At 72.9% G+C, this 21823-nt stretch carries 20 protein-coding genes; 12 read left to right on the top strand and 8 right to left on the bottom strand.

Going from position 1 to position 21823, the window contains the following annotated elements; genetic code table 11:
• Positions 1–58: 58 nt before the first annotated feature.
• Complete coding sequence (gene entS / locus ACIQD7_RS09315; protein ID WP_402440950.1) at positions 59–1414, bottom strand: enterobactin transporter EntS; 1356 nt, start codon at positions 1412–1414, stop codon at positions 59–61.
• Positions 1401–1670, bottom strand: coding sequence for a phosphopantetheine-binding protein (locus ACIQD7_RS09310; protein WP_402440948.1), 270 nt, complete (start codon positions 1668–1670; stop codon positions 1401–1403). Before ACIQD7_RS09310 ends, entS begins: the two co-directional genes overlap by 14 nt.
• Before the next feature lie 136 nt (positions 1671–1806).
• On the opposite strand from ACIQD7_RS09310, the gene ACIQD7_RS09305 reads away from it, so the two are divergent.
• A complete protein-coding gene (locus ACIQD7_RS09305) occupies positions 1807–2310 on the top strand; it encodes a GNAT family N-acetyltransferase (RefSeq protein WP_402440946.1) in 504 nt (167 codons plus the stop codon).
• A gap of 49 nt (positions 2311–2359) precedes the next feature.
• Here the strand turns inward: ACIQD7_RS09305 and ACIQD7_RS09300 are convergent, their stop codons facing one another.
• The gene (locus tag ACIQD7_RS09300; protein WP_121830477.1) at positions 2360–2569 is read right to left on the bottom strand and encodes an MbtH family protein; all 210 of its coding nucleotides are present in this window, start codon (positions 2567–2569) and stop codon (positions 2360–2362) included.
• 204 nt (positions 2570–2773) lie between these two features.
• Positions 2774–3520, bottom strand: coding sequence for an AraC family transcriptional regulator (locus ACIQD7_RS09295; RefSeq protein WP_402440944.1), 747 nt, complete (start codon positions 3518–3520; stop codon positions 2774–2776).
• Positions 3521–3656: 136 nt separating this feature from the next.
• Here ACIQD7_RS09295 and ACIQD7_RS09290 point away from each other — a divergent pair, with 136 nt between their 5' ends.
• The 5 genes from ACIQD7_RS09290 to ACIQD7_RS09270 all read left to right on the top strand — a co-directional run bounded on the left by ACIQD7_RS09290 (position 3657) and on the right by ACIQD7_RS09270 (position 9726).
• Positions 3657–4727 carry a FecCD family ABC transporter permease gene (locus ACIQD7_RS09290; RefSeq protein ID WP_402440942.1) on the top strand — a complete coding sequence of 357 codons (1071 nt, stop codon included), beginning with the start codon at positions 3657–3659 and terminating at the stop codon, positions 4725–4727.
• Entirely contained in the window at positions 4727–5803 is a 1077-nt protein-coding gene (locus tag ACIQD7_RS09285; protein WP_402440940.1) for a FecCD family ABC transporter permease, read from the top strand. The genes ACIQD7_RS09290 and ACIQD7_RS09285 overlap by 1 nt, the downstream gene beginning before the upstream one ends.
• A complete protein-coding gene (locus ACIQD7_RS09280; protein ID WP_343308553.1) occupies positions 5800–6648 on the top strand; it encodes an ABC transporter ATP-binding protein in 849 nt (282 codons plus the stop codon). The genes ACIQD7_RS09285 and ACIQD7_RS09280 overlap by 4 nt, the downstream gene beginning before the upstream one ends.
• Before the next feature lie 2 nt (positions 6649–6650).
• Entirely contained in the window at positions 6651–7703 is a 1053-nt protein-coding gene (locus ACIQD7_RS09275) for an ABC transporter substrate-binding protein (protein WP_402440937.1), read from the top strand.
• A 139-nt stretch (positions 7704–7842) separates the two neighbouring features.
• Positions 7843–9726, top strand: coding sequence for an SIP domain-containing protein (locus ACIQD7_RS09270; RefSeq protein ID WP_402440935.1), 1884 nt, complete (start codon positions 7843–7845; stop codon positions 9724–9726).
• Positions 9727–9775: 49 nt separating this feature from the next.
• On the opposite strand, the gene ACIQD7_RS09265 is transcribed toward ACIQD7_RS09270, so the two are convergent.
• The gene (locus ACIQD7_RS09265; protein WP_402440933.1) at positions 9776–10420 is read right to left on the bottom strand and encodes an isochorismatase family protein; all 645 of its coding nucleotides are present in this window, start codon (positions 10418–10420) and stop codon (positions 9776–9778) included.
• Between the two features lie 184 nt (positions 10421–10604).
• Here ACIQD7_RS09265 and ACIQD7_RS09260 point away from each other — a divergent pair, with 184 nt between their 5' ends.
• Entirely contained in the window at positions 10605–12014 is a 1410-nt protein-coding gene (locus ACIQD7_RS09260; protein ID WP_390755874.1) for an amidase, read from the top strand.
• A 44-nt stretch (positions 12015–12058) separates the two neighbouring features.
• Here ACIQD7_RS09260 and ACIQD7_RS09255 read toward each other — a convergent pair whose 3' ends face one another.
• The gene (locus tag ACIQD7_RS09255) at positions 12059–12817 is read right to left on the bottom strand and encodes a uracil-DNA glycosylase (RefSeq protein WP_401502208.1); all 759 of its coding nucleotides are present in this window, start codon (positions 12815–12817) and stop codon (positions 12059–12061) included.
• Between the two features lie 150 nt (positions 12818–12967).
• On the opposite strand from ACIQD7_RS09255, the gene ACIQD7_RS09250 reads away from it, so the two are divergent.
• The 3 genes from ACIQD7_RS09250 to ACIQD7_RS09240 are packed head-to-tail and all read left to right on the top strand — an operon-like array spanning position 12968 to position 16876.
• Positions 12968–13828, top strand: coding sequence for an ABC transporter ATP-binding protein (locus ACIQD7_RS09250; protein ID WP_402440931.1), 861 nt, complete (start codon positions 12968–12970; stop codon positions 13826–13828).
• Positions 13825–14805, top strand: a complete 981-nt coding sequence (locus ACIQD7_RS09245) for an iron-siderophore ABC transporter substrate-binding protein (RefSeq protein WP_402440929.1) — start codon at positions 13825–13827, stop codon at positions 14803–14805. The genes ACIQD7_RS09250 and ACIQD7_RS09245 overlap by 4 nt, the downstream gene beginning before the upstream one ends.
• Before the next feature lie 4 nt (positions 14806–14809).
• Positions 14810–16876 carry an iron ABC transporter permease gene (locus ACIQD7_RS09240; RefSeq protein WP_402440927.1) on the top strand — a complete coding sequence of 689 codons (2067 nt, stop codon included), beginning with the start codon at positions 14810–14812 and terminating at the stop codon, positions 16874–16876.
• A 62-nt stretch (positions 16877–16938) separates the two neighbouring features.
• Here the strand turns inward: ACIQD7_RS09240 and ACIQD7_RS09235 are convergent, their stop codons facing one another.
• A complete protein-coding gene (locus ACIQD7_RS09235; RefSeq protein WP_402440925.1) occupies positions 16939–17616 on the bottom strand; it encodes a MarR family transcriptional regulator in 678 nt (225 codons plus the stop codon).
• A gap of 178 nt (positions 17617–17794) precedes the next feature.
• Positions 17795–18742: a methionyl-tRNA formyltransferase gene (locus tag ACIQD7_RS09230; RefSeq protein WP_402440923.1), complete on the bottom strand. Its 948-nt coding sequence runs from the start codon at positions 18740–18742 to the stop codon at positions 17795–17797.
• Between the two features lie 265 nt (positions 18743–19007).
• Here ACIQD7_RS09230 and ACIQD7_RS09225 point away from each other — a divergent pair, with 265 nt between their 5' ends.
• Together ACIQD7_RS09225 and ACIQD7_RS09220 are read left to right on the top strand one after the other, a co-directional pair.
• Entirely contained in the window at positions 19008–20360 is a 1353-nt protein-coding gene (locus ACIQD7_RS09225) for a lysine N(6)-hydroxylase/L-ornithine N(5)-oxygenase family protein (protein ID WP_402440921.1), read from the top strand.
• A 277-nt stretch (positions 20361–20637) separates the two neighbouring features.
• A complete protein-coding gene (locus tag ACIQD7_RS09220) occupies positions 20638–21693 on the top strand; it encodes an iron-siderophore ABC transporter substrate-binding protein (protein ID WP_402440919.1) in 1056 nt (351 codons plus the stop codon).
• Positions 21694–21823 lie beyond the last annotated feature (130 nt).

Below are 21823 nucleotides of genomic sequence, written 5' to 3'. Positions count from 1 at the left end.
GGCGGGGCGCCGGCCGGTGCCGGGCCGGTGGCAGCGGCGGCGCCCCGCCCGGTCGGTGTCAGCCGCCGGCCGGGGGAAGGTCCTCGGCGGTGAGCGGCTTGCCGGTGGTGAGGCCCGTGCCGGCGGGCGTCACCGCGACGAGGTCGCCGGCGGGCGGCTCGTCGTCCTCGGGCTCCTCCCGGGGGAGGGTCGCCTTGCGCAGCCCGGGGACGGCGACGGCCACGACCACGGCGGCCGCCGCGCACACCACGCCGTTCACGAAGGCGGCGCCCGCCGGGCTGAACCACTTGGCCACCAGGGCGACTTCGCCGTCTCCGACGACGCCGCCGGTGGTGCCCTGGGCGGTGAGGACGCTGACCATGCGGCCGCGCAGCCGGTCCGGGGTGTTGTGCTGGACGAGGGCGTACTCGAGGATCTCGTACACCGTGCCGGCGGCGCCGCCCACGGCCAGCATCACGAAGGCGACGACGACGCTGCCGCTGAGGCCGAAGCCGACGATGGCCAGGCCGCCGACGAACGCGGCGGTGAGCAGCAGGCGTCCGGGGCGGGCGGCGCGCGTGAGCCAGCCGCTGGTGGCGGAGACGGCGATGGCGCCGATGGCCGGGGCGGTGTAGAGCAGGCCGAGCATGACGTCGCCGCCGCCGAACCGCTTGTCGATCATCTCGGGGAAGAGGACCACCGGCATGTTGAACACCGCGTTGACCCCGCCGAGGGCGAGCAGACCGCCGACGACGCGGTTGCGCACCGCGTACCGGAAGGCCGTGAGCGGCGAGCCCGAGTCCTCGGTGTCGTCGTCCTCGTCGTCCCGGACCGGCGGCAGCGGCCGCAGTCTGAGGAGCAGCAGGGTGGTGACGGCGGTGGTGGCGGCGGTGAAGGCGAAGACCGGGGCGGGGCCCGCCAGGGCGAGCAGCACACCGCCGAGGAAGGGGGCGGCGACCGAGCCGATCTCGCCGGTCAGGGAGATCAGGGCGCCGGCGGCGGGGAGCTGGTCGGGGCGGACCAGGGTGGGGGCGACGGCCATCAGGGCGGTGACGCTCACCCCGGTGGCGAGCCCGTCCCAGGCGACGCACAGGTAGATCGCCCACAGCTGAGGTTCGGGCGTGAAGGCGTTGACCGCCAGGCCGGCGAAGGCGAGGGCGGCGGAGGCGCGGGCCCACAGGATCAGCTTCCGCCGGTCCATGCGGTCGGCCGCCCAGCCGCCCCAGAGGGAGCCCGCCAGGACGGTGACGCTCATGATCATGCTGGAGACGGCGACGCCGAAGCTGGAACCCGTCAGGGTGTAGACCTGCTTGGAGAGGGCCACCATCGCCATGCCGAGGCCGAAGAGGGACACGATCCGGGCGATGAAGATCGCCCGGAAGTCCCGGCTGGTCCGCAGCGGGCCGATGTCGATGAGGAGGTCACTGGCGCGCACGGGACGCTCCCGCCGGCTGTCCGAGGAGGGCGGCCCAGTCGCGGAGGGTGGGACGCTCGGCGAGCTCGACGAAGCCGACCTCGGCGCCGTCGGCCCGCCAGGTCTCGACCAGGGCCATCAGCCGGATCGAGTCGAGGCCCTGGTCGAGCAGGCTCTCGTCCGGGTCGACCTCCTCGGCCTCGACGTAGAGCACGTCGGCGACGTCGCGCACGAGCCGCTCCAGGGCGAAGGTCTGCTGTCCGGCCGCGTCGGCCATGGTCTGGGTCCTCTTCCGGTCCGATGGATCAAGCTTGGTTAGGTAAGGCTTACCTAAATCACTATCGTGGAGTCAAACAGGCGGGTGCCGCCACCACGGTCTGTTGAAATGTCAGTGACCAGAGAGCGAGAAGACGTTGAGCACAGCCCTGCCCTGCCCGGAGCTTCCGCCGGCCCCCGTCGCCGTCGTCCGGACCGCCGGGAGCGGCGACGTCGAAGCCGTCCGCCGGCTGTCCCGGCCGTTCGTGCGCGAGGGGTCCCTGCGCGACCGGACGGCCGCCGAACTGGCGCTCGCGGCCCCGGACTTCCTGGTCGTGGAAGCCGGGCGCGAAGACCTGGCGGGATGCGTGGGCCTCCGTGCCCGCACCGACGCGCGGGGCGGCCCGGCGGCCGTGCTCTACAACTTCTGCGTGGCGCCCGGACGCCAGGGGCGGGGCATCGGCTCCGCGCTCCTCGACGCCGCCCTCGGGGAGGCCGCCGCGCGGGGCGCGACCCGGGTGTTCACCGCGACCACCGGCAGCGGACTGCTCTTCCTGCGGTACGGGTTCACCCCCGGCGGCGACGAGGAGGCGCCGCCCGTGTGGCGTGCCTCGCTCGACCCCGCGCGCGGTTCCCGGATCCTGGTCCGCGCCCTCGGGTGACGCGGCCGGGCCCTTCCCGGCCGGGAGGACCGGCCGGGACGCGGCGGCGTCAGGAGCGGGCGGCGAGGCTCGCCGGACGCAGGTCCGTCCAGTGCTCCTCGGTGTACGCGGCGCAGCCCTGCCGGGAGTCCTCGCCGTGCACCACGGTCCAGCCGTCCGGCACCTCGGCGAAGGCGGGCCAGAGGGAGTGCTGGTTCTCGGCGTTGACGAGCACGAAGTAGCGGGCGTCGTCGTCCTCGAAGGGGTTGGTCGCGGTCATGGGGTCTCTCCTCGCGCCGGTGCGGCCCCGCGTGCGGTCGCCCGGTGGGGCGGAGCGCGAGGGGCCGTTGGTTCGGGTCGGTGGGGCGCCCGGGAAGCGGGCGTTTAGGTAAGGCTTACCTAAAATCGCCTAGAGGTCTGTGACTGTCAAGTCACTCCCCGGGGCCCCGCCCGGTGCGGCGGAGGCGTCCGGATCCGCCCCGCCTCACCCCGTCGGGCGGTCCGCGCACTCCTTGGTCCAGGCGCCCGGGGTGCGCCCGAAGTGTCGCCGGAACGCCAGTATGTAGCCGTTCGTGCTCGTGAACCCGACCTTGGCGGCGACCGAGCCGACCTGGTGCCCCTGGTTCAGGAGTTCCAGCGAGTGGTTGAGGCGCGCCCGGGTCCGCCACTCGGAGAAGGGCAGCCCGGTCTCGGCGCGGAAGGCTCGCCGCAGGCTGGTCGAGCTGACGTAGAGGCTCTCGGCCCACTCCGTCGCGGTGCGCTGGTCGTCGGGCTTGCGGAGCAGGGTGCCGGCGACGGCGAGGGCGGCCTCGCTGGTCGGGCGCGGGAGCGGAAGCCGTACCTCCCGGCGGGTCCGGACGCAGGTCAGTGCGGCGAACACCGCCGCGTCGTCGGCCTGCGACCCCGGTCCGCGGGTCCGGGCGAGCAGGTGCCGCCGGGTCGCGTCGTCGATCCGGATCGCGGTGGTCCGGGCGTGCGGGAGCCGGTGCGCGGCCGGGTCGAACGACTCCGTGAGGACCAGGGACTCGGGGTCGAAGCGGGCGCTGTGCGGGGTCCCGGCCGGGAGCCACAGGCCCAGGGGGCCGGTGAGTTCGTGCGCGCCCTCCGGCGTGGTGACCGTGATCCGGCCCAGGGGGGCGTACAGGAACTGGTGGAAGTCGTGCACGTGCGTGGAGTGCCCCGTCGCCGTGATGGCGTCCTCGTCCGCCACCCGTGCCGTGCCGTCGGCCATGCAGGCCACCCCCGTGGTCCCGGGCCGGACGCACCCCGGCCCCTCGATGTGATCGGTCGGCCTCCGGGTTGTATCCCCGAAGGTTAGGCAAGGGTAACCTAAGTCGCCGTACGAGCCGTGAGAACAAGGACAACAGATGACACAACCGCCCACGCCGGTGGTGAAAGCCCCGCCGCCGGAAGGGAGTCGGGGCGCCCCGCAGGTCCGCACCCGGGTCTCCCGGGGCACGGCCGTCGCCGTGCTCGCCGTCGTGGCGGTGCTCGTGACCCTCGTCGCGGGCATCGGGCTCGGAGCCCGGGACATCTCGCCCCTGGAGGTCGTCCGCATCCTGCTCAACCCGGGGGACCAGGCGTTCAACACCCACGTCCTGTGGACCGAACGCATCCCGCGGACCTTCCTCGGCCTCGCGGTGGGCGCGGCGCTCGGCGCCTCCGGTCTGATCATGCAGGCACTCACCGCCAACCCCCTCGCGGACCCGGGCATCCTCGGCGTCGAACAGGGCGCCTCGATGTTCGTCGTCTTCGGCATCATGTTCCTCGGCGTCACCGACGCCGGCGGCTACTTCTGGCTCGCCCTCCTCGGCTCCTCCGTGGCCGCCGCCCTCGTCTACCTCATCGGGACCCGCACCGACGCCGGAAGCTCGGCCGTCGGACTCGTCCTCGCCGGCGTCGCCCTCGCGGCCGTGATGTCCTCCCTCATCACCCTCCTCGTTGTCCGCGACAAGGAGGCCTTCGCCCATCTCCGCTTCTGGTCGGTCGGCCAGCTCACCGGCCGCGCCGAAGTCCTGAGCCAGGTCATGCCCTTCGTGATCGTGGGCCTGCTCCTCGCCCTGCCGCTGGGCCGCACCCTCAACATCCTCGGCCTCGGCGACGAGACCGCCCGCGCCCTCGGCGTCCGGGTCGAACGGGCCCGCCTCACCGCCGCGGCCGTCGCCGTCCTGCTCTGCGCCGCCGCCACCGCCGCCGTCGGCCCCGTGGCCTTCGTCGGACTGGTCGCCGCGCACTGCGCCCGGCTCCTCGTCGGACCGGACCACCGTTGGTCCCTGCCGATCTCCATGGCCGTCGGCGCCGTCCTGCTCACCGGCGCCGACACGGCCGGCCGGCTGGTCCTCGACCACGGCGAGGTCCAGGTGGGCCTCATGACGGCCATCGTCGGCACCCCCTTCTTCGTCTGGCTGGCCCGCCGCCGCGACCTGGTGCGGATGTGATGACCGCTCTCGACACCCGGTCCCCGCGACCGGACTCCCCGACCACGCCCGCCGTCGTCGCGCACCTGCGCTCCGACCGCCGCGCCCGCAACCGCCGCGCCGCCGTGACCGCCGCCGTGCTCACCGTCGCGCTGCTCGGCCTCACCGCCGCCTCCGTGCTGCTCGGCGGCATCGGCCGGCTCGACCCCGCCGACGTCCTCCCCGCCGCCCTCGGCATGAGGGACGGCCTCGCCGACTACATGATCTTCCAGCTGCGGATGCCGAGGGCGCTCTCCGCGCTCCTCTCCGGAGCCCTCTTCGGCCTCGCCGGATCGCTCTACCAGCGGCTGATCCGCAACCCGCTCGCCACCCCCGACATCGTCGGCATCTCCGCCGGAGCCGGCGCCGGAGCCGCGACCGCGCTGCTCTACGCGCCCGCCGCCTTCACCCTCGGCGTCCCGGTCGCCGCCGTCATCGGCTCGTTCGTCCTCGTCGCCGCCGTCCAGGCGCTCAGCTGGCGCGGCGGGATCGACACGTACCGCCTGGTCCTCGTCGGCATCGGCCTCAGCGCGGTCTGCACCGCCTATACCAACTACCTGTTCACCGTGGCGAACCAGCAGACCATCGCCATCGCCATGCGCTGGACGGTCGGCAGCACCAGCGCCGCCGACTGGGACGGCGTCACCACCCTCGCCGTCGGCTTCGGCGCCTGCGCGCTCGCCGCGCTCTTCATCGGCCGCCCCCTCGCCACCCTCACCCTGGGCGACGACTTCGCCTCCGGCCTCGGCACCCGGGTGACCGCCTCCCGCGTCGGCGTCCTGCTCCTCGGCGCCGCCGCCGCGGCCCTCGCCACCAGCGTCGTCGGCCCCATCGGCTTCGTCTCCCTGGTCAGCGGACCCATCGCCGTACGCCTGGTGGGCACCGAACGCTCCACCCTCCTCGCCCCGGGCATCGGCGCCGTCATCGTGCTCGGCGCCGACGTCCTCGCCCAGCACGCACCCCTGATCAGCCCGGTGCCCACCGGCGTCCTCACCGCCCTGCTCGGCGCCCCCTACTTCGTCTGGCTGATCCTTCGACGCAGGCAGGGAGCCTCGTGACACACACCGTGACCCCGCAGACCGAGAGCCCCGAGGCCACCGCGCCCCACCAGCTCGAAGCCCGCGGCATCAGCGCCGGGTACGGAAAGACGCCCGTCATCGAGGACCTGTCCCTGCGGATCGAGAAAGGCCGGATCACCGCCCTCGTCGGCCCCAACGCCTGCGGCAAGTCCACCCTCCTCAAGTCCATCGCCCGACTGCTGCCCCTGGCCGCCGGATCGGTCCTCCTCGAAGGCGCCGACATCCACCGCCTGCCCACCCGCGAGGTGGCGCGCAGGCTCGGCGTCCTGCCGCAGTCCCCGGTCGCCCCCGAGAGCATCACCGTCGGGGACCTGGTCTGGCGCGGCCGCCACCCGCACCGCCAGTTCGGCCGGCGCCGCGACGAGCACGAGGACGTGATCATCGCCGAGGCGCTCAAGGCCACCGGCACCGCCGAACTCGTCGACCGCCCCGTCGACCAGCTCTCCGGCGGCCAGCGCCAGCGCGTGTGGATCGCCCTCGCCCTCGCCCAGGACACCCCCACCCTGCTGCTCGACGAACCCACCACCTACCTGGACGTCGCGCACCAGATCGAGGTCATGGACCTCCTCGCCGACCTGAACGAACAGACGGGCAAGACCATCGTGCTCGTCTCCCACGACCTCAACCAGGCGGCCCTGTACGCCTCGACGATCGTCGCCATGCGCGACGGCCGGATCATCCGGCAGGGCCCGCCCGAAGAGGTCCTCGACGAACGGACCGTGGCCGAGGTCTTCGGCCTCGCGTGCGTCGTCGTACCCCACCCCCACACCGCAAGGCCGCAGATCTTCCCGCTCGGCCGCCGTCACCACTCGCAGGAGAACTGACCATGAACCGCCTCGCCAGACCGTTCGCACGGCGCTCCACCGCCCGTACCCTGATCGCCGCCGCCGCGTGCGCCACCCTGCTCGCCGGCTGCGGCGGCAAGGACGACAAGGCCGGCGAGAAGCCGTCCGGCGGCGCGAGCACCGGTGCCGCCGAGGCCGCCTTCCCGGTCACGCTCCCCAACGCCTGGGGCAAGACGGAGGTCAAGAAGAAGCCGCTCAAGGTCGCCACCGTCTCCGACGGCGACACCGACATCGCCCTCGCCCTCGGCCTCGTCCCGGTCATCACCCCGGACGCCGAGGACGGCGGCCCCGTCCCCGAGTACAAGCAGCGCGCCATCACCAAGCTCGGCGCCGGCAAGCTCAAGACGTACGACGACACCGACGGCACCGACTACGAGGCCATCGCGGCCGAGGCCCCGGACGTCATCCTCGGCATGAACACCTGGTCGATGGACACCGACTACGCCAAGCTCGCGCCGATCGCCCCGGTCGTCACCTTCACCGACAAGGCGCACTCCGACACCCTCACCTGGCAGGAGCGACTCAAGACCGCCGCCAAGGCGCTCGGCATGAGCGCCGAGGCCGAGAAGGTCATCGCGGCCAACGAGAAGGCCACCGCCGACGCGGCCGCCGCGCACCCCGAGTTCAAGGGCAAGACGTACACCTACGCGGTCGTCCACCCCGAGCAGATCACCTTCATGTCCTACGCGGACCAGGACCCGGGCGTCTTCGAGCAGCTCGGCTTCAAGAAGACGGACAAGGCCAAGAGCTACAAGGCCGACAAGAACGCCGTCAGCCTGGAGAACCTGGACGAGCTGGAGGCCGACGTCCTCCTCATGACGTACCCCTTCGGTGACAACGGCCTGCTCAGCGCCAAGGAGCTGGAGACCAACAAGCTGTTCCAGTCCCTCAAGGTCGTCAAGGGCAAGCACTACGCGGTCATCCCCTCGGAGAACACCCTCTCCTCCGCCGTCGCCTACCCGGACGCCCTCAGCGCCCCCTGGGTCGTCGAGAAGCTGACGCCGATCCTCGCCGGGGCCGTCGCCGGCAAGTGACACCCGCTCCCCCCGGGGAGCACCTCACCACCCGCACGGGCCGGGTGGGCCGGGCGCACCGCGCCGCCGGCCCGCCCGGCCCACCGGTCCGTCCGGACCTACAAGGCCTCCCAGCGCCGCGTACGAAGGAGCAGTACCCATGCCCACCCGCAGCCCCCGCTCGGTCGTCACCTTCCCCATCGTGCTGCGCGAGCTGACCGTGCTGCGCGCCGAGAACATCACCCCCGGGATGCGCCGCCTCACCCTCGGCGGACCCCAGCTCGACGCCTTCGTCAAGGACGGCCTGGAACTCCCCGCCCTGCGCACCGAGGGCTTCGACGACCACGTCAAGTTCTTCTTCGCCGACGAGACCGGACGCCTCGTCCTGCCCCGCCAGCAGGTGAGCAGCCTCGACTGGTCGGACGGGCGGCCCGTCGCCAAGGACTACACCCCGGTCCGCCACGACCCCGAGAAGGGCGAGATCGACTTCGACTTCGTCCGGCACGACGGCGGCGTCGCCTCCACCTGGGCCGAGAACGCCGTCCCCGGCGACAGCGCCTGGATCGCCGGACCGAAGATGTCCCACAGCCACCCCGAGGGCGCCGACTGGATCCTCGTCGTCGGCGACGAGACCGCCCTGCCCGCCATCGGCCGCTGGCTCGCCGAGATGCCCGAGGGCACCAAGGCCCGCGTCTTCATCGAGGTCGGCGAGGACAGCCACCGCCAGGAGCTGCCCACCAAGGCCGACGCCGAGATCGTCTGGCTCTCCCGGAACGGCGCCCCGGCCGGCACCACCGACCTCCTGGAGCAGGCCGTCCGCGCCGCCGACTGGCTGCCCGGCACCGTCTTCGCCTGGGTCGCCGGCGAGGCCGTCACCCTCAAGGGCATTCGCCGGCACCTCGCGACGGAGCGCGAGGTGCCGCGCGAGCAGACGCACATCACGGGCTACTGGCGCCGCACCGCGCCCGCCGTCCCCGCCGCCTCCGACTCCGCCTCGGCCTCGGCCGAGGAGCTGCCCGAAGCCCCCGTGGTGACGGAGGAGGACGAGGACGACGCGCACGAGCGCCTGCACGAACTCACCGACCTGGCGCCCCCCTACGCCATCCGGACCGCCGTCACCCTCGGCGTCTTCGACCTGGTGGACCGGGGCGTACGGAACGCCGCCGAGCTGGCCCGGCGCGCCGAGGCCCACCCCGCCACCCTCAAGGCCCTCCTCGACTACCTGGTGGGGATCGAGCTGCTCGCCACCGACGGCGAGGGCAACTACAGCCTCACCCCGATCAGCGAGGAGCTGGTCGAGGACGACCACTCGGCGGAGGAGTACCACCTGGAGGGCGCTGAGGCCGCGTTCGACGCCTCCCTCTCCGGTCTGCTGCACACCGTCCGCACCGGGAAGGCCGGTTACCGCACCCTCGCCGGGCGCACCCTGACCGAGGAGATGGCCCGGGAGTCCCGGATCGCCGACACCGCCCGCGCCGCCGTCGAGGACGAGGCCCGCTGGATCGGCCCCGGCGTGCTGCGCGCCCACGACTGGTCGGCCGTCACCGAGCTGACCGCCACCGGCCACGGGGTCGCGACCGTGGTCGAGACCCTGGTCAAGGAGTTCCCGGAGCTGCGCGCGCGGATCGTCGCCATGCCCTCGGTGCTCCGGGTGCTGCGCGAGGCGATCATCGACGAGGAGCTGCTGCCCCGGATCGACCTGGTCGCCGGCTCCGGCGCCGTACCGGCCGGCACGCGCACGCTGCTGATGTCGCGTCAGCTGGAGTGGCAGGACGACGAGGACGCGGTGCACACCCTCTCCGAGGCCGCCGCCTCGCTCGCCGAGGACGGCACCCTGCTCCTGGTCGAGCAGGTCGCGACCGGCGACCCCGAGGACATGGAGGCGGTCCTGCACCACCTGCGCCTCAAGTGCGCCTTCGGCTCCGGGGTGCGCGACGCCGAGGAGATCGCGGCGCTCGCCGGGAGCGCGGGCCTCGCCGTGCGCTCCCGCGCCGACGTCGGCTGGGACCACCGCCTCTGGGTCCTGGAGCGCGCCGCCTCCTGACCCCCGGCAGGGCCCGGCGCGTCTCCCGGGGGAGACGCGCCGGGCCGCGTCACGCGTCGCGCCGGTTCCTGCCGAGGAGCAGGCCGCGCAGCAGGTCGTCGGTCGTACAGACCACCCCGCTGCGCGCGGCCCAGCGCAGGGCCATCTCGTGCTCCTCGGCGGAGTAGTCGGCGACGGCGTCGGCGACGACGAAGGGCTGTATGTCGTTCATGAAGGCGTCGGCGGCGGTCAGCAGCACCCCGAGGTGGGCGTAGACCCCGCAGATGATCAGCTGGTCGCGCCTCTCCTCGCGCAGCAGCCGGCCGAGGTGGCTGCGGAGGAAGGCGTTCTGCCGGGCGTTGGGGAGCAGGTGCTCGCCGGGGCGCGGGGTGAGCGGCTCGATGATCGCGGTGTCCCCGGGGCCGTCGCCGGTCTCCGGCCACCGGACGTCGGCGGCGAGCCCGCGCCGTACGGTCGGTTCGGCGCTGAAGACCACGGGCAGGCCGAGGGCTCCGGCCAGTTCGCGCAGGGCCACGATGTTGCCGACGAGGTCCACGACGGGCGGCTGCTGGGCCGGGAAGCGTCCGACGAAGTGGTTCTGCATGTCGTGGACGAGCAGAGCGGCGCGCTCCGGATCGATGCGCCAGGGGGCGCTGGAGCGGGGGAGGGCCGACCGGTCGGGCATGGCGTAGGAATCGATGGCCGGCAGTCCCATGCTGTTTCCCTCCCTGCCGCGGTGGCCGTGGGCCAAGCGCGTGAAATTCAGTTAGCTTAGCCTAACCTAACCATTTCTGTTTCAGGGGGGGCCGGGAATTCGAATTCCTTCCGGCCCTCGCCTGTTACCCGCGGGTACGCGATGATGGCGGCCAACCAACCACACGCGGGGACTTGGGGCAGCGGTGACGACTTTCGACGAACGGACCACGGTGCACGCCTTCCGGGACGACGCCCTGGGAGAACACGACGCGGTCGGTCTCGCGGCGGCGATCCGGCGGGGCGAGGTGAGCGCCGCCGAGGCCGCCCGGGACGCCGCCGAGCGGGTACGGGCCGTGGAGGGGCGGCTCCACGCCGTCCAGGCGCACGCCGAACACCCCTCGCCCGGACCGGGAACGGGCCTCCTCGCCGGAGTGCCGACCTTCGTCAAGGACAACACCGACTACCGGGGCCTGCCCACCGGCCACGGCAGCGCCGCCTTCACGCCGGGGCCCGCCCGCCGGCACGCGGCCTTCACCCGGCAGTTCCTCAGCAGCGGCGTCACCGTCCTCGGCAAGACCAGGCTCCCCGAGTTCGGCTTCAGCCCGTCCACCGAGTACGAGGGCGCCGAGCCCGTCCGCAACCCCTGGAACACCGCGCACTCGGCGGGCGGCTCCTCGGGCGGCAGCGCGGCGCTCGTGGCCGCCGGAGCGGTGCCGATCGCGCACGCCAACGACGGCGGCGGCTCCATCCGGATCCCCGCCGCCTGCTGCGGACTCGTCGGGCTCAAGCCGAGCCGGGGCCGGGTCGTGCCCAGCGCCCAGGGCCGCCAACTCCCGCTCGACATCGTCTCCGACGGGGTCGTCAGCCGCTCCGTACGGGACTCCGCCGCCTTCCTCGCGGCCGCCGAGCGGCACTGGCGCAACCCGAAGCTGCCGCCGCTCGGCCTGGTGGAGGGCCCCTCGGAGCGCCGGCTGCGCGTCGGCTTCCTCCTCGACTCGCCGACCGGCGTCCCCTCCGACGCCGTCACCCGGGCCGCCGTCACGGAGACCGTGGCGAGGCTCGAACGGCTCGGCCACACCGTGGAACCGGTGGAGATCGCCGTCGACCCCCGCTTCACCGACGACTTCCTCACCTACTGGGGCTTCCTGTCGTTCCTCCTCGGCACCACCGGCCGCACCCTCGGCGCCGACTTCGACCGCCGCCGCATGGACGGCCTCAGCCGGGGCCTGCGCGCGACCTACCTGGAGAACTGGCGGGGCACCCCGGGCGTCCTGCGGAGGCTCAAGCGCACGAAGGAGGCGTACGCGGCGGCCTTCCGCGGCCTCGACCTCGTCCTTTCCCCGGTCCTCGCCCACCCCGCGCCCCGGCTCGGCCACCTCGCCCCGGACGTCCCGTACCCGACGCTGATCGAGCGGATCCTCGCGTACGTCGCGTTCACGCCGATCGACAACGTGGTGGGCACGCCGTCGCTCTCCCTGCCCGTGGGCGCGACGGAGGACGGGCTGCCCGTCGGCGTCATGTTCGCGGGACGCCCCGGCGCCGAACGGACCCTGTTGGAGCTCGCGTTCGAGCTGGAGGCGGACCGGCCCTTCCGGCGGGTCCAGGACCTCTGAACCCGGGCCCCCGGGTCCGGCCGCCTCGCCGGTCACCCCGCCGGTCACTCCGCCACGGGGAGGCCGGCCGTGCGGGCGGCCTCCGCGAGGACCTCGCGGAACATCTCCCGGGTGAGCCGGCCGGTGAACACGTTGCGCTGGCTCACGTGGTAGCTGCCGAACACGGTGAGCGGAGGGTCCCCGGGGGAGGCCGGCGCCAGGACCGTCCGCACGCCGTGCCCGAACTTCGGGCGCGGCCGGGGCACGACCCAGCCGGCCTCCGCCAGGGCGGGCAGCGCGGCCTGCCAGCCGAAGCCGCCCAGGACCACCACGGACCGCAGCGTCGGGCGCAGCAGCCGCGCCTCGCGGACCAGCCAGGGGCGGCAGGCGTCCCGCTCGCCGGGCGTGGGGCGGTTGTCGGGCGGGGCGCAGTGCACCGGGGCCGTGACCCTGACCCCGTACAGTTCGAGCCCGTCGCCGGGGCCCGTCACCGTCTCCCGCGAGGCCAGGCCGAGTGCGTACAGCGTCGCGTACAGCAGGTCGCCGGCCCGGTCGCCGGTGAACATCCGGCCCGTCCTGTTCCCGCCGTGCGCCGCGGGTGCCAGGCCGCTGATCAGCAGGGCGGCGTCCGGGGGGCCGAAGCCGGGCACCGGGCGCCCCCAGTACTCCTGGCCCCGGAACGCGGCGCGCCCCACGCGGGCGGTCTCCTCCCGCCACGCCACCAGGCGCGGGCAGGCCCGGCACCGCACGAGCCGCGCGTCGAGGCCGGCGGGGGTGCGCGCCCGGGCGGCGGCCCGTACGGGATAGTCCTCGGCAGTGCACACGGTCGGTCCGCTCCGTCCGGAAGGGGGAAGTCCTCTCCCGGCCCCTACCCGCCGGGCGCCGATGGCCGACGGATTGGCGGATTTTCCTCTTGCTCACGCGGAGGCAACCCCCCGTTTCGCCTAACACTTAGGTTAGGCTAACCTACGGCTGTGCGAGCTGGAGAAGAGAGATCCGCGGCCGGCGGTCCCCGCGGCCATGAACTGGCGGCCACGGGAGTCACCGTGGCCTACGAGGGCGTCGACGTCGTCCACGACGCGGCGCTGACGCTGCGGCCCGGCGAGGTCACCGTCCTCGTCGGCCCGAACGGCAGCGGGAAGTCGACGCTCCTGCGGACGATCTCGCGGCTCCAGCGGCCCCGGACCGCCGCGCTCGTCATCGACGGGGACACCGACGGCCTCGCGCTGTCCCCCCGCGACTTCTCGCGCCACGTCGCCCTGCTCACCCAGGGACGCCCCACCCCCGGCGGCCTGACCGTACGGGACGTGGTCGAGTTCGGCCGCTACCCCTACCGGGGACGCTGGGGGAAGGCCGACCCGGACGGCCGCACCGCCGTGGACCGCGCCCTCGCCCTGACGGGCGTCGCCGAGTTCGCCGACCGGGGCGCCGAGCACCTCTCCGGCGGCCAGCTCCAGCGCGTCTGGCTCGCGAGCTGCCTCGCCCAGGAGACCGGCGTCCTGCTCCTGGACGAGCCCACCACCTACCTCGACCTGCGCTACCAGGTCGAACTCCTGGACCTCGTCCGCGACCTGGCGGACGACCACGGCATCGCCGTCGGCGCCGTCCTGCACGACCTCGACCAGGCGGCCGCCGTCGCCGACCGGGTCGTCCTCCTCCATGCCGGACGGGCCGTCGCCGACGGCTCCCCGCAGGACGTCCTGACGGCGGAGCGGCTGACCGACACGTACGGCATCCGCATCGAAGTCGACACCGACCCCCTGACCGGCCGGCTGCGCACCCGTGCCATCGGCCGGCACCACACGCGAAGCGAAAGGCTCACCACCCCCTCATGAGACGCCTCCTCCTCACCGCGGCCACCACCACCGCCGCGGCCCTCGCCCTGACCGCCTGCGGCACCACCGAGCCCGCCGCGGACAAGAAGGCGGAGAAGACCGCCGAGAGCATCACCCTCACCGACTCCGCCGGCACGAAGGTCGTCCTCGACGGCCCGGCCAAGAAGGTCGTCGGCACCGAGTGGAACGTCGTCGAGAGCCTGATCTCCCTCGGCGTCGACCCCGTCGGCGTCGCGGACGTCAAGGGCTACAAGGCCTGGGACTCCGCCGTCCCGCTGAAGAACGACGCCAAGGACATCGGCACCCGCGGCGAGCCCAGCGTGGAGACCGTCGCCGGCCTCTCGCCCGACCTCATCGTCGCCACCAGCGACCTGAAGCCGGCCGTCGTGAAGCAGCTGCGCAAGGTGGCGCCCGTCCTGGAGCTCAAGTCCGCCGACGGGGCCGACCCGATCGGGCAGATGACGAAGAACCTCGACCTCATCGCGCAGGCCACTGGCACCACCGCCAAGGCCGACCAGCTGAAGAAGGACTTCGACGCCAAGATCGAGGACGGCAGGAAGAAGCTCGCCGCCGCCGGTCTGGCCGGCGCGAAGTACGCCTTCGCCGACGGCTACCTCAACGCCAACCAGGTCTCCCTCCGGGCGTACACCGGCGGCTCGCTCATCGGCGCCGTCAGCGAGAAGCTCGGCCTGAAGAACGCCTGGACCGTCCAGGGCGACCCGGCCTACGGCCTCGGCGCCACCGACGTCGAGGGCCTCACCAAGATCGGCGACGTGCACTTCGCCTACATCGGCAACGACGAGGACCCCACCAGCAACCCCTTCACCGGCGTCCTCACCAAGGACAAGGTCTGGACCTCCCTGCCGTTCGTCAAGAAGGGCAACGTCCACCGCCTGCCCGACGGCATCTGGATGTTCGGCGGACCCGAGTCGATGAACAAGTACATCGACTCCGTCGTCACGGAGCTGACGAAGTAACACCATGGCCGTCACCGCAACCACACCCTCCACCCGTCCCAAGACGGTCACGTCCCGGAGGGGCGCGGCCGCGGTGACGGCCGCACTGGTCCTCCTCGTCGCGGGCCTCGCCCTCGTCGACGTCACCCAGGGCACCGCCGCCGTCGGCGGCGCCGAGGTCTGGAAGGCCCTCACCGGCCGGGCCGACCCCGCCGACGCGTCCGTCGTCGTCGCCTCCCGGCTGCCCCGGGCGGTCGCCGGACTCCTCGTCGGCGCCGCCCTCGGCATGGCGGGCTCCGCCCTCCAGGCCGTCAGCCGCAACGTCATCGCCTCGCCGGACACCCTCGCGGTCAACGCCGGCTCCTATCTGGCGCTCGGCATCGCCGCCGTCACCGGGGTCTCGCTGCCGCTCTTCGCCACCTCCGGGATCGCCTTCGCCGGAGGCCTGGCCGCGGCCGCCGTCGTCCTCGGCCTCTCCGGCCTCGGCGCGGGCACCGTCCGGCTCGTCCTCGCCGGCAGCGCCCTCACCCTCGGCCTCACCGCCGTCACCGAGGGGCTGCTCCTGCTCTTCCCGAGGGAGACGGAGGGCCTCTACCAGTGGAACCAGGGCAGCATCTCGCAGAGCGGCTTCGACGGCGTCCTCCAGATGGCGCCCGTCGCCCTCGCCGCCGTCGCCGGACTGCTGCTGCTCGCCCGCCGGGTCGACGCCCTGGCCCTCGGCGACGACGCGGCCCGCGGCCTCGGCGTCCCCGTCCGCTCCACCCGCGTCACGGCCGTCGTCCTCACCGCGCTCCTCTCGGCGGCCGCGGTCACGCTCGCCGGACCGATCGGCTTCGTCGGCCTGTGCGCCCCCGCGCTCGTCCGCGCCCTCGCGCGCCGGACCCCGCGGCTCCACCGCTCCCGCGCGGGCCTGCCGGTCGCGGGCCTCGTCGGCGCCGCCCTCGTCCTCGGCTCGGACGTGCTGCTGCGCGCCGTCATCCCGGCGGACGTGGCCGTCGCCGTGCCGACCGGCGTCGTCACCAGCCTCGTCGGCGCCGTCTTCCTGATCGTCATGGCCGCCCGGGTCAAGGACACCGCCGGCACCACACCGGTCGACAGGCTGCGCATCAGGAGCCGTACGGTCTTCCTCGTCACCACCGGCGCGCTCGTCGTCGTGCTCGTCGGCGTGGCCGTCGCGGCGGTGCTGCTCGGCGACTCCAAGCTGCTCCTGGGCGACGTCGTGAACTGGGCCCAGGGCCGGGCCGGACGCACCGTCACCTTCGTGCTCGACACCCGGGTGCCCCGGGTCCTCGCGGCGCTCCTCGCGGGCGCGGCGCTCGCCCTGGCCGGCACGCTCGTCCAGGCCGTCACCCGCAACCCGCTCGCGGAGCCCAACATCCTGGGCGTCTCCGGCGGCGGCGCGCTCGGCGCCGTCCTGCTGGTCACCACGGTGCCGCTGGCCGGTTCGTGGAGCGTGGCCGGCGCCGCGTTCGCGGGCTCCGCCGTCAGCTCCGTCCTGGTCTTCGGCCTCGCCGCGCGCGGCGGGTTCCAGCAGAACCGGCTCGTCCTGATCGGCTTCGGCACGGCCACCGCGAGCGCCGCGCTGATCAGCCTGCTCATCGTCCTCACCGACCCGTTCAACGCGACGAAGGCGCTCACCTGGCTCTCCGGCTCCACCTACGGGCGGACCCTGCCCGACTCGGTGCCCCTCGCCGTGGTCCTGACGGTGGGTCTGGTCGTGGCCGTCCTGCGCCGCGCGGAACTCGACCTCGTCTCGCTCGACGAGGACACCCCCCGGCTCCTCGGGCTCGACCTCGGGCGCGGGCGCCTGGGCTTCCTGGTGCTGAGCGTCCTGCTCAGCGCCACCGCCGTGGCCGCCGCCGGCACGATCGGCTTCGTCGGACTCGTCGCCCCGCACGCCGCCCGCGCCCTGGTGGGCCGCCGCCACGTGCGCGTGGTGCCGGTGGCGGTGCTCCTCGGCGCGGCGCTGGTCTGCGCCGCCGACCTGGTGGGCCGGACGGTGATCGCGCCGGCCCAGCTCGGCGCCGGCCTGATGACGGCCGTCATCGGCACGCCGTACTTCCTCCACCTGTTGGTCCGCAGCCGCCGCTGAGGCCCCGCTCGTCCCCGGCCGCCGCCGAGGGCCCCGGACACGGGACGGCCGCGCGACCCCGCTCAGGGGCGCGCGGCCGTTCTCGCTCCCGCCTCCAGATGGGTGTGCACGCGGCGCAGCAGCGAGGAGAGGAGCCGGCGCTCCTCCGCGTCGAGGGGGGCGAGGACCTCGTCGTCCGCCGAGGCGATGTCCGCGCCGAGTTCGGCCAGGGCGGAGCCGCCCTCGGGGGTCAGGCGCACCACGATCCGGCGCCGGTCCTCCGGGTCCCGGGCGCAGTCCACGTACCCCGTCTTGACGAGGTCGTTGACGATCCGCACCAGGTCGCTGGCGTTCATGTCGAGCCGCGCGGCGAGGACGGTCTTCATCTGGGGGCCCAGATCGGAGAGGAGCGCGAGCACGGTGAGGTGCCAGAGCCGTAATCCCCGTGCGGTCAGCCGGTCCTGGAGCCTGCGCCGGGCCGCCTTGCCGAGCGCGTACATCAGATACGCGTTGAGGTCGAGCACGCTGGGCGGCGTCATGCTCAGGGAGGGCGGCCCGGCCGCCGGGCGGTCCGCGGTGGTGACCGCGGCCTCGACGGCGGTGGTGCGGGGGGAGGGCGGGACGGTGAGGAGCGTCAGGTCGCCGCCCGCCAGGCCCTTGAGCACCTGCGCCCAGTCGGTCGGCATGTTCGATATGCCGACGACGGCGAACCGCGCGCCGTCCGGGTCGTGTGCGGTGCCGGAGAAGACCGGTTGCTCCATCGCTGTTCCTCGCTGTCCACGTGCCGTGCGCGGCGGGCCGAACTGCCGTAGGGGCCGCTGCGGTTAGGTTAGGCTAACCTAATTTAACTGCAATGTACCGGTCCGCCCCGGGACCGTCCGGGGCGGACCGGTGTTCTGGGTGACCGGCCGTCAGGGAAGGGCGGTCAGGGACGGGCGGTCAGGGACGGGGGGTCAGATAGCCGCCCATCGAGGTGAAGTACTCCGTGGCGGGTAGTTCGCGGCCGTCCTCGGTCCGGATGCGGGTGATCGCGAGGCCGTGGTTGCGACCGGTGCGGGCGTCGGCGCCGGCGACGATCACCACGCCCTCGCCCTCCCGGTAGAAGATCCGCCCGGGGGTGCCGCCGTAGCGCTGCTCGGAGACGACGGCGGAGACGACTTCGAGGCGCTTGCCCCGGTGGAAGGTGAAGGCGCTGGGGTACGGCGCGGACTGGGCGCGGACCAGGCGCTCCAGGTCTCCGGCCGGCCAGGTCCAGTCGATCCGGATGTCCTCCTCCGCCCGCTTGTGGAAGAAGGTGGCCCGCGACCGGTCCTGCGGGGTGAACTCCTTCTGCCCCGAGGCGATCAGGTCGAGCGCGCCGACGGTGACCGGGGCGATGAGGTCGACGGTCTTGTGGAAGAGGTCGGTGGCCGTGTCCTTCGGTCCGACCGCGACCGCCTTCTGGAGGACGATGTCACCGGCGTCGAGCACCTCGTCCATCAGGTGCGCGGTGACGCCGACTTCGGGCTCGTCGTTGAGGAGGGCCCAGATCAGGGGGGAGAAGCCGGCGTACTTGGGGAGGAGGGAGTCGTGGACGTTCAGCGTGCCGTGTCGGGGAAGCGTGTAGATCCGCGGGGGGATCCAGGTGCGCCAGTTGTTGGCGACGATGATGTCCGGGTCGGCCTCCTTCAGGAGCTGGAACAGCTCCTCGTCGTCGGGCCGGTTGCGGATGACCACGGGGACGCCGTGTGCCTCGGCCAGATCGGCGACGGAGTCGCTCCAGATCTTCTCGTAGGCGTGCTCGCTCTTCGGGTGGGTCACCACCGTCACGACGTCGTGCTCGGAATCCAGGAGCGCCTGCAGGGTGCGATGGCCCCAGGTCTGATAGCCGAACATGACGACCCGCATGGGCAAGTTCCTCCTCGGGAGAGCGGTGGATCGCTCGCAAGTAAAGCAAGGCTAACCTAAGGATGCAACGACGCGAATTTACTGGCCAGTTGACTGGTGGGGAGTGGCCGGTGTCCGATTCGTCCCGTCGACAGTCCGACCAGATCAGGTTAGCTTTACCTAAGTTCGGCTTGGCGGTGCCGTGGTGCCGTCGTGCCCGGACTCCGCCGTTCCCCACGCCTGACAGCACGCCTGACAGGCGGCTGTCCCGCACGATGGGAGTGACATGTCTCAGGCTCTTCCTGACGACGCACCGCTGATCCACGACCTCATAGGCATCGGCTTCGGGCCGTCCAACGTGGCCATGGCGATCGCGCTCAGCGAGCACAACGCGAGCGTCGGAAGAGAGGACACGGTCACCGCCCACTTCTTCGAGCGGCAGCCCCGCTTCGGCTGGCACCGCGGAATGCTCATCGACGACGCCACCATGCAGGTCTCCTTCCTCAAGGACCTGGTGACCCTGCGGAACCCGAGCAGCGAGTACACCTTCCTGCGCTACCTGCAGAGCAAGGGGCGGTTGATCGACTTCGTCAACCACAAGAACCTCTTCCCGCTGCGCGTGGAGTTCCACGACTACTTCGAGTGGGCGGCGGCCAAGGTCGACGACATGGTCTCCTACGGCCACGAGGTCGTCTCCGTGGAGCCCGTCGTCCACGACGGCGTGATCGAGTACCTGGACGTGACGGCCCGCTCCGGCACCGAGACCGTGGTCCACCGGGCCCGCAACCTCGTCGTCGGCACCGGCCTGCGCCCGCTCATGCCCGAGGGCGTCGAGCGCGGCGACCGCGTCTGGCACAACTCCGAGCTGCTCGCCAAGGTCGAGGGCCTCGAAGGCGCCGACCCCGCCCGCTTCGTGGTCGTCGGCGCCGGCCAGAGCGCCGCCGAGAACGTCGCCTACCTCCACCGCCGCTTCCCGGACGCGGAGATCTGCGCCGTCTTCTCGCGCTACGGCTACAGCCCCGCCGACGACAGCAGCTTCGCCAACCGCATCTTCGACCCCGCGGCGGTCGACGAGTACTACACGGCGCCCGACGACATCAAGCGCAAGCTGATGGAGTACCACGGCAACACCAACTACTCCGTGGTGGACATCGACCTCATCGACGACCTCTACCGGCAGGCGTACCAGGAGAAGGTCCTCGGCAACGAGCGGCTGCGCTTCATCAACGTGTCCCGCCTCACCGCCGTCGAGGAGGGCCCGGACGGCGTCCGCGCCACCGTCGCCAACCTGGTCACCGGCGAGGACAGCTTCCTCGACGCCGATGTCGTGGTCTTCGCCACCGGCTACCGGCAGGCCGACGGCCTCGGCCTCCTCGGCGACGTCGCGGGCCACTGCCGCCGCGACGACCTCGGCCGCGTCCGCGTCGAGCGGGACTACCGCGTCGCCACCGACCCCGAACTGCGCTGCGGCATCTACCTCCAGGGCGGCACCGAGCACACCCACGGCATCACGTCGTCCCTGCTCTCCAACACCGCGATCAGGGTCGGCGAGATCCTGGAGTCGATCCTCGAACGGGGACCGGGAGACTCCTCCGACGCGGTCCGCCCGATCGCCGGCGGAATCGGCACGAGCCGCTAGGACCCGTCCACCGGACGGACCGCGGAACGCCGGACGGACTCCGGACCACCGGACGGACTGCGGAACGCCGGACGGACTCCGGACCACCGGACGGACATGGGCCCGCCGGACGGACCGCGCGTCCCGCACCGGACCGCCGGACCGCCGGACCGTCACCCCGCCCGCACGGGCCCCGGGCGGCCCCCTTGGTTCCACCCCCCACACCGCCGCGCACCGCCGGCCGCGCACCGCGCCGGACGCGCGGCAGCACCGTGAAGTCCCCGTGAAAGGAACACACGTGTCCACTGGTACACGCCCCGCTCTGGCGCGGTTCGCCAGAAACGTCCCGCGCGCGGCCGTCGCCGCCGTCGCCGCACTCGCTCTGGCCGCCTGTGGGAGCGGCACGGAGAAGACCGAGGGGGCCAAGCCGTCGGGCGAGCCGAGCGCGAGCACGTCGTCCGCCGGCGCCTTCCCGGTGACCGTCGCGCACAAGTACGGCAGCACGACGATCGACGCCGAGCCGAAGAAGGTCGTCACGCTCGGCCTCTCCGACCAGGACGCGGTGCTCGCCCTGGGCGTCAAGCCGGTGGGCTCGGTGGACTGGTTCAAGGAGAAGCCGTACGGCAAGTGGCCGTGGACCAAGGACAAGTGGGGCTCGACCCCGCCACAGATCGTCGGCGAGCGCGACGAGTACAACGTCGAGAAGATCGCGGCCCTCAAGCCGGACCTGATCGTCGCGCAGTACTCGGGCATGAAGAAGGAGCAGTACGACACCCTCTCCAAGATCGCCAAGGTCGTCGCCCAGCCCAAGGAGCACCCGGACTACGGCGCCCCCTGGCAGGTCATGACCCGCCAGATCGGCAAGGCGCTCGGCAAGGGCCCCGAGACCGAGAAGCTGATCACCGACGTCGACGCGCGCTTCAAGGCCGTCCGGGACAAGCACCCCGAGTGGGCGGGCAAGACCCTGACCGTGGCCGACAGCTTCGAGGCCGGCAAGTACTCGGCCTTCACCAAGACCGACCCCAAGGCGATCTTCTTCTCCGAGCTCGGCTTCAAGCTGAAGCCCGAGATCGACGCCCTCGCCAAGCCGGGCTGGAACGTCGCCGAGCTCAGCGCCGAGAAGCTGAACGTGCTCGACACCGACCGCCTCGTCTGGGTCACCTCCAGCACCGAGGCCAACGACCGCATCAAGGCCGAGCCGCTCTACAAGAAGCTCAAGGTCAACCAGGAGAAGCGCGATCTGTTCGTGCCCTACCAGGACCCGGACATCGGCGCCGCCTTCTCCTTCAACACGGTCCTCTCCATCCCCTACGCGATCGACGAGATCGAGCCGCTCCTGACGGCCGTCAAGTAGCCGCCGTCAAGTAACCGCCGTCGCGCAACCGCCGTCGCGCAATCGACGTCGCGCGACGGCCGGCACACGCCCCCGCCCCCGTACGACCCGCTCGCCGCCCGCCCGTCCGCCGTCCGTCAGCCGCTCCGCC

It is taken from the genome of Streptomyces sp. NPDC093071 (assembly GCF_044754545.1).
GTDB lineage: Bacteria > Actinomycetota > Actinomycetes > Streptomycetales > Streptomycetaceae > Streptomyces.
Note: the sequence above shows the minus strand (reverse complement) of the source record. Positions and strands in the feature narration are given on the sequence as shown.

Excerpts from the sequence above, each read along its gene's own strand:
- ACIQD7_RS09310 (WP_402440948.1), bottom strand. The coding sequence starts at position 1,670 with ATGGCCGACGCGGCCGGACAGCAGACCTTCGCCCTGGAGCGGCTCGTG.
- ACIQD7_RS09300 (WP_121830477.1), bottom strand. The coding sequence starts at position 2,569 with ATGACCGCGACCAACCCCTTCGAGGACGACGACGCCCGCTACTTCGTG.
- ACIQD7_RS09295 (WP_402440944.1), bottom strand. The coding sequence starts at position 3,520 with ATGGCCGACGGCACGGCACGGGTGGCGGACGAGGACGCCATCACGGCG.
- ACIQD7_RS09290 (WP_402440942.1), top strand. The coding sequence starts at position 3,657 with ATGACACAACCGCCCACGCCGGTGGTGAAAGCCCCGCCGCCGGAAGGG.
- ACIQD7_RS09285 (WP_402440940.1), top strand. The coding sequence starts at position 4,727 with ATGACCGCTCTCGACACCCGGTCCCCGCGACCGGACTCCCCGACCACG.
- ACIQD7_RS09275 (WP_402440937.1), top strand. The coding sequence starts at position 6,651 with ATGAACCGCCTCGCCAGACCGTTCGCACGGCGCTCCACCGCCCGTACC.
- ACIQD7_RS09270 (WP_402440935.1), top strand. The coding sequence starts at position 7,843 with ATGCCCACCCGCAGCCCCCGCTCGGTCGTCACCTTCCCCATCGTGCTG.
- ACIQD7_RS09265 (WP_402440933.1), bottom strand. The coding sequence starts at position 10,420 with ATGGGACTGCCGGCCATCGATTCCTACGCCATGCCCGACCGGTCGGCC.
- ACIQD7_RS09245 (WP_402440929.1), top strand. The coding sequence starts at position 13,825 with ATGAGACGCCTCCTCCTCACCGCGGCCACCACCACCGCCGCGGCCCTC.
- ACIQD7_RS09240 (WP_402440927.1), top strand. The coding sequence starts at position 14,810 with ATGGCCGTCACCGCAACCACACCCTCCACCCGTCCCAAGACGGTCACG.
- ACIQD7_RS09235 (WP_402440925.1), bottom strand. The coding sequence starts at position 17,616 with ATGGAGCAACCGGTCTTCTCCGGCACCGCACACGACCCGGACGGCGCG.
- ACIQD7_RS09230 (WP_402440923.1), bottom strand. The coding sequence starts at position 18,742 with ATGCGGGTCGTCATGTTCGGCTATCAGACCTGGGGCCATCGCACCCTG.
- ACIQD7_RS09225 (WP_402440921.1), top strand. The coding sequence starts at position 19,008 with ATGTCTCAGGCTCTTCCTGACGACGCACCGCTGATCCACGACCTCATA.